Annotated in this window: 3 protein-coding genes; 2 read left to right on the top strand and 1 reads right to left on the bottom strand. The window is 60.4% G+C overall.

Annotated features, from left to right (window positions below; all coding sequences use genetic code 11):
- Window positions 1–573: 573 nt before the first annotated feature.
- Together OO25_RS16425 and OO25_RS16420 are read left to right on the top strand one after the other, a co-directional pair.
- Window positions 574–1,311 carry a hypothetical protein gene (locus tag OO25_RS16425; protein ID WP_242407059.1) on the top strand — a complete coding sequence of 246 codons (738 nt, stop codon included), beginning with the start codon at window positions 574–576 and terminating at the stop codon, window positions 1,309–1,311.
- A gap of 75 nt (window positions 1,312–1,386) precedes the next feature.
- The gene (locus OO25_RS16420) at window positions 1,387–3,960 is read left to right on the top strand and encodes an HWE histidine kinase domain-containing protein (protein WP_040181224.1); all 2,574 of its coding nucleotides are present in this window, start codon (window positions 1,387–1,389) and stop codon (window positions 3,958–3,960) included.
- A gap of 93 nt (window positions 3,961–4,053) precedes the next feature.
- Here the strand turns inward: OO25_RS16420 and OO25_RS16415 are convergent, their stop codons facing one another.
- Window positions 4,054–7,269 (bottom strand): 2Fe-2S iron-sulfur cluster-binding protein, encoded by a 3,216-nt coding sequence (locus tag OO25_RS16415; RefSeq protein WP_040181222.1) that lies wholly within the window; start codon window positions 7,267–7,269, stop codon window positions 4,054–4,056.
- Window positions 7,270–7,396 lie beyond the last annotated feature (127 nt).

Here is a 7,396-nt window from a genome sequence, read left to right as displayed (position 1 = left end):
CGAGTTACACAAAGCCGCAAGCGGTTTTTTGACGTTTTCATGAAGTTTTCACAGAAACTCTGCAATATTCAATGAAATCAATTCATTAACCTTGGAAATTTCTCTGACAACCTTTCATTTACAGCGAACCCTTCGGGGCGCGCTGCGACCTGAGCCACCGTCGAGCCGGGCCGATATCTATATGTAGGTGTCCAGCAGTGCAGGAGCACTATTCAGCCACCGACTCGCTGCGGTTCGACTCGGATGAAGCGTCCCAAAATGGCCGGACCGGATGATACCTTGCCACAAACCATCCCTGCCCCGCGACCGAGTGGTGAAATTTCATCAGGCCGCAGGGTCACTGTTGAGACTAAGGGTTGTGCCACACCCTGCTCATGCGCTTTGGTAGGGTATGAGCGTGGATGTGCTGAACCGATCAGCGCACCGCCCTGCCCGTGCCATGATCCGACTGGTGCACAGTTCGACCGGTGAATTGATCAGCGTGCGGAGCACCAGCCGGACACACCGGATCGCAGAGGGATCCTGTCCATACATAATTCAAGACGCCTGCGCGCAGCACCAACATATGAGACCATGACAGATCTTCACCTCTCCGCACCATTCGCCCTGTCCGAGGATGCCGACGACGCCCCTGACGACGACACCCCTGACCAGGCCACCCTGAACACCGTGCTCAAGGTCGATGCACCATCCAAGACAGAGGGCAGACCATTGCAGTCCCCCGGGCAGTCCCCCAGTGGCACATATCGCAGTCACCAGGACAAGTCCGGGTTTCGGGTCGAGCTGCGGCGGGCCACTCGCCGCGAACATGATGCGGCTGAACTGGCCTTTGCCCCGTTTCATCACAGCCCCCTGCCCAATCTTGCCTGGTTTCTAACCTGCCAGCATACCGCGCTGCATGCGTTGGCGGGCTCCGGCGACGATGGCACCGGACATAGCACAAGGCTGCTCGCCGCATTGACCGCAGCGCTGCGCGCAGATTGCGCCCAGAATGGCGACCATCCGGCCACCCTTTCTGTTGACGCCCTGCCCCAGTTGCATCCATTGGCGGTGGACTATCTCGTGCTGGGATCTCGTATGGGCAACGAGGTCTTGCGCCGTCGCCTGAGTGCAGCTGCCGACCAGTTGCCGCTGCCTGCCTATTTCGCACCGCGCGATCATCTGGTCGCCTGGCGGGCCACCTGCACGGATCTGGATCAGATCCCGCCGGCGGGCGCGCTCGCCCGGCGTGTCGTGGCTGATACGCGCCAGGGGTTCGGCCTTTTTGATACGGCGGCGCGTCTCAATTCACTGAGACCCTCCGCACCCTGACAACAGTGCAACACATATAAGACAGCGCCGTCCGCAGGGCGCACCGTCGGCATATCAAGAAAAAGGGCCTATACAATGGCTTTGGAACAGACAGTCTCAACCACCACACTGACCAATTGTGACCGCGAACCCATCCACCAGCTTGGGCGCGTGCAATCTTACGGCGCGCTGATCGCGCTCTCGACCGACTGGCTGGTGCAGCACGCCTCAGACAATCTTCTTGAAATCTTGGGCACCGATGCACAAGAGGCTGTGGGTCGTTCGCTGGCGGATCTGATCGCGGAAGATGCCTTTACCCGCATACGTCGCAATCTGGGCACATTGGAGGCCCCGGACAGCAGCCTGCGGCTCTTCAATATCCCGCTGAAGGACCGCCCCGAGGCCTTTGATGTCAGCATCCATCAGAGCGGCCGCAATCTGGTCATCGAGTTCGAACCAAAATTCGAGCGCAGTGACCGCGATGTGATGTCCGAGATCTATCCGCATTTCTCGCAGCTGCGTCGGGACGGGGATATCTCGCGGCTGGCGCAGGGGGCAGCACGCGGGCTACAGGCGCTATCGGGGTTCGACAGCGTCATGGTCTATCAGTTCCAGCCAGATCACTCCGGACAGGTGATCGCCGAGATCCGCAGCGACCGAACCAAGAAATACGACGGCATGTTCTTTCCCGCCTCGGATATTCCGGTCCAGGCGCGCGCACTTTATAAGCGATCGTTGCTGCGGCTGATTGCCGATGTGGACGATGAAGGCGCGCCGATCAGCCCGGCATTCAAAATCGACGGCGCCCCCCTGGATCTGTCTCTGGCGGTGACCCGCGCTGTCTCGCCGATCCATCTGGAGTATCTGCGCAATATGGGCGTGCGGGCCTCGATGTCGGTGTCGATCATGAAGGACGGGGAGCTGTGGGGTCTGTTTGCCTGCCACCACCACCGCCCGCGCTATATCGACTACGAGCGCCGCACCGCCATTGAGATGTTCGCACATGTCTTCTCATATGAGCTAAGCCAGTTTGAGAATACCCAGCGCACTCGTGAAGAAAAGAACATGGGGCGCCTTCAAGCCCAGCTGATGGCGATGCTGGCTGATGGCAGACCCTTCAAGGAAAGCCTGATCGCAGTGTCTGAAGACATCCAGGATGTGATCGCCCATGACGGTCTGGTGCTTTACTCCGATGGTGAGTTTCACGCCACCGGCACCACACCCACCGCAGAAGAGACCCGTTCGCTCGCCAGAATGCTGGATGTTACCATTGGGGCAACAGCATTTTCCACCAACCAGTTGGAGAGCATCCATGACCCGGCGCGGGATTACATTGACCGCTGCGCCGGTATTCTCGCGATCCCGATCTCCAAACGCCCGCGCGACTACCTCATCCTGTGTCGCCGCAGTATCTCGCAAACAGTTGCCTGGGCCGGGGATCCCACCAAACCGATGGAAGTTGGCCCCAATGGCGTGCGGCTCACCCCCCGCAAGAGTTTCGAGGCTTGGAAGGAAACCGTCGAATGGCGGTCCACCCCCTGGGCAGACAACAGCCTTCACAGCGCCAATATGCTGCGCACAGTGCTGCTGGAAATCTTCCTCAAGGTGACCGAAGCCAACAACGCCGAGCGGGCACGCGCCCAAGAGCAACAGCAACTGCTGATATCAGAGCTCAATCACCGGGTTCGGAACATCCTCAACCTGATGCGCGGGCTGGTGACCCAGACCAAAGGTACGGCGCGGACGCTGACGGAATTCACCGACAATCTGGATGGCCGCATCCATTCACTGGCGCGCGCGCATGACCAGTTGACGGGTGAGCAATGGGAACCCGCTTCGCTGCGGGCGTTGATCACCTGTGAGTTGGAGGCCTATGCCACAGGGCGCGATAATGAGGTTGTCATCTCTGGCCCCGATGCGCTGGTCACTCCGGTTGCCTTCACAACACTGGCGTTGGTGCTGCATGAATTGACCACCAATTCCGTCAAACATGGTGCCCTCAGCAATGGGGTCGGCCGTGTTGAGATCACTCTGGAAGAAGAGGACAGCGGCGCCCTTCTGATAAGCTGGGTTGAACGCGGTGGCCCGCCGGTGGCACCGCCTGCAAGGCGCGGCTTTGGCTCTACCATCGTGGAGAACTCCATTCCACATGAGCTGAAAGGAGACGCCTCGATACAGTATAAGACAACTGGTCTCGAAGCGCGGTTCCGCATTCCGACCCGGTACCTCTACAAAATCCGGCACAGTGAGGCCGACCTCCTCCCTGAGACCCGTTCTCCGGTCGTGAACACGCCCAAACTGGGCGGCAAAGCACTGGTGGTCGAAGACAGCTTCATCATCGCGATGGATCTGAGCGCCATGCTGGAGGATATCGGTTTTGCGGAAACCGTCAGCGCCTCAACCGTGGGCAAGGCGCTGGACAAACTGGAGGAAGGCGGCATCAACTACGCGGTGCTGGACGTCAATCTCGGTTCCGAGCAATCCGTCCCCGTGGCCGAAGAACTGGCGCGACGCGGCATCCCCTTTGTCCTGACCACCGGCTACGGCGAGGTGCAGGACATCATCGAGATCTACCCGCCCTGCCCGATCGTGCAAAAACCAGTCTCCGAAAGCGCGCTGGCCGCCGCCCTTCTCCGCGCGGGTGAGGGGCCAACGCCGGAAGACACCTGATCGGGGTCGCAATACCAATACAGCAGCAACCGGGCCGCGCCATCTGTGATGCGGCCCGAAACATCTGGGCCCGCGCAGGCGCGGCCTCCGCTGTCAAAGATCCACTTCAATCACGCCACCTTTCTCTGCCGCCCGCGACTGGCACAGGATCACCGCATCTTGGCGCTGCGCCTTGGAGAGCACGAAATCGCGATGCTCCACCTCGCCTGACACCAACCCGCATTTGCACACGCCACAGATGCCGTCAGAACATTTCACATCAATATGAATGCCGTTTTCGGCCAGCACATCGGTGGCGGTCTTCTCCGCAGGTACCCGCAGCTCACGCCCTGATCGGCTGAGCTTCAGGGTGAAGTCGTGGTTTTCATACTCCGGCACCTCCGGCACCGAGAAATACTCCAGATGGCGCGCCTCCTCAGGGAAGCCCTGCCGCTCGGCTGCCTCAATCACGCCGCTCATGTAACGGTCCGGCCCACAGGTATAGACGTGCCAGCCGTCCTGATAATCCGCCAGCACCTGATCAAGATCGGCACGACTGCCCTCATCCGACACATGGATCCGCACATGCTCAGCCCAGGGCATCGCCGCGAGGTCATTGAGGTAGCCTGCGTCCTGGCGCGATGACACGGAATAATGCAGCTCAAACGGCTGTCTCAGCGCATGCAGACGATGGGCCATGGCAATCATCGGCGTCACACCAATCCCGCCCCCCATCAGGAAACTGCGACGCGCGTCTTCCACCAGTGGGAAATGGTTGATCGGCTTGGAGATAAAGACCCGCCGCCCCTTGGTGAAAATCCGGTGCAGCAGTTTTGAGCCACCCCGCCCCAGATCCTCGCGCAGGACACCGATCTGGTATGTCGACCGATCCGCCGGATCGCCGGACATGGAATACTGGCGCAGGAACTCCGGCGCGACCACAATGTCCAGATGCGCCCCCGCCGTCCATTCCGGCAAGGGACTGCCATCAAGGCTCCGGAACTCAAATTTGGTGACGCCGCTGCTCATTTCCTCGACGTGCGACACCTCAACCCGCAGAACCGGACTGTCGCCGTCATTGGTATAGATGTGATCCCAGTCACCGCTCTCGCCACGGGCACGGCGGGCTTTGTATTCCTCCGCCGTGACCATTGCCTGATAGGCTTCGATGCCCGCTTCCCGGTCCATCGGAAACGGATAGGGCCAGGGATGAGGTGCCAGATGCGCAGGATACACCGCCAGCGTCTGATCCTCATAGCGCAGATCCAGATCCTTTTGCAGCGCGCGCGCATTGACCGGATGGCGCGTCGGGCGATAGCCACCGTCTTCCTCCAGTTCCAGATCCCACCACCATTTCTTGGCCGGGTTCATCTCACCATTGCCAACCATATCGTCGAGCTTGGCCAAAGCGGGGGCCGCCGCAGGCATATTCATCGCCGCCCAGCGAAACGGCTTTTCCTTGAATATCCCCTCAAGGTTCCAGGGGCAGGTTTTCATGCAGCGCCCGCACATCGCGCCACCCGGCGTGGTGATGCGATAGGTGGTGCATTTCTGGCTGTCGGATTTCCAGATCTCATAGCCATTGAACATCAGCTTCGGCCCGGCCGTGATGGCGCCAGACGGGCATTCGCGGGCACATTTATTACAAGCCTCGCAGAACGCCTGAAGACCAAAATCAATCGGCTTGTCATGGGCCATCGGCATGTCGGTGGTGACCACACCGGATTTCAGACGCGGTCCAAGGAAGGGGTTCAGGATCACCTCACCGATCCGGCTGACCTCTCCCAGCCCCGCGAGCAGCAGCAAGGGCGGCTGCAAGACCTCGCCGTCCATCACCGTATGGGCCTTGGCCTTGTAGCCAAGGTTACGGATCTGCCGCGCAATCACCCCGCCCAGCAGCGAAAACCGCAAATAGGCCCGCATGGACTGCGCCACCGCAATCCAGTCATCCCCGGAGGTGCCCTCGGTGGTGTCAAAGCCCTGATCGACGATCATCGAAATCGCCTGATCATGCTCCGGATGGATTTCGGCGCCGGTGGCGTCATGGCTGTACCAAGTCCACTCCGGGCAACGGCTGATCCCGACCGCGTCAATCCCCAGCCAATAGCTCGCCGCCTTGATATTGGCGGCGTTACGCTCGGCATCTGTGGGGCGCGGCGCCTGCGGGGCGGGCGCGCCATCCTGCAGCAACACAAAGGCCCCCAGCATCCGCCGCTGCGCCATCGAAGGCGCGGCCTTGCGCACGTAAAACCCGCCGGTGGCCGCCGCCTGATTGGTCTTGCCCATATCGCCGAACTGGCTACGGGCAAACATATCGGCGCGTTTTGGCACCCGTGCCACCCGCGCCTCGTCAATATAGGTGGTGGGATCCGCGACCCGCTTCAGCGTCTCAAACGGATGCGGGCCATCACGAAAATCACGGCGGGCAAAGGGATCGCCATTGAGCGCTGAGCGTTCGGAGCCGACCCCCAGCCACCATTTCGGCCCCTTGACCTGCATCATCGGTTGCAGATCCTGCGGCAACAGCGGCTTGTCCTGCGCCATGTCGAAATCGGTGGTCACAACCGCCACACCAAACCGCGTGCCCAGATAGGGGTTCACCAGCTTGCCATCCTCAACCGTAGCCAGACCGGTGGCAACGGTCAGCTGGTTCAGATCCACATCCGCCGACGTCCCGGTATGCGCTTTGGCATCCCAGCCCAGCAAGCGGATGTAATTCGCCAGTACCACCGCTGTTTCCGAGGCCCGCAGACAGGCGCGGTGGCGCTCGGCCCCCTCCAGCCAGTCACAGCCTGGCTCATCCGGGCGCGGATCGCGCGGCATGTCATAGAGAAACACGATCGCATGCGTATGCTCGCCAATAGTGGTCGGCGGCGCTTCCATCGCATCGCGCAGATCCGCCATGATCATATCGATGCCAGAGGCCAGCGTCTTGGTCTGGCGGGTCTTCAGATCATGGGACAGCCGGTCGATATCGGCGTTACGATAGGGCACATCCAGCCGGGCAGAGCCAGGCATCGGCCCGATCCCCACCATCGCCGCATCGCTGAAATAGCCAAAAGCCTTGATATGATCGGCCCGTTCCTGCGGGTCGCTCGGGCAGTCCGCCTGCGCCTTGTTGACCAGCCCGTCGCGGATCGCATCCATCATCGCCTGATATTCGCCCATCGCATTGACGATGGAGGCAGGCATATCGGGACGTCTGAAATTCAGTGGCTGAAACGGCGGCACTGCCGCGAGATCCGGCATCGGCCCCGGCTGCACCCGCTCCATCGGAAACGGCCCCATATGTATCGGGCGGGACCGGGTCGAAAACAAACGGAGAGACATAGGCGGATCCTGTTGCAGCAAAAGGCTGCTACAGGTTTAGCCCAGAAATCCGCCCAGAGGATAGGCTCCAACATCCAATTTTAAAGTAACTTCAATTAATTCATTGTTTTAAAATAAAAAAATATAC

Source organism: Phaeobacter sp. S60 (assembly GCF_000826845.1).
Lineage (GTDB): Bacteria > Pseudomonadota > Alphaproteobacteria > Rhodobacterales > Rhodobacteraceae > Phaeobacter > Phaeobacter piscinae.
The sequence above is the reverse complement of the archived record's forward strand: the minus strand, read 5'-3'. Positions and strand labels throughout refer to the sequence as shown.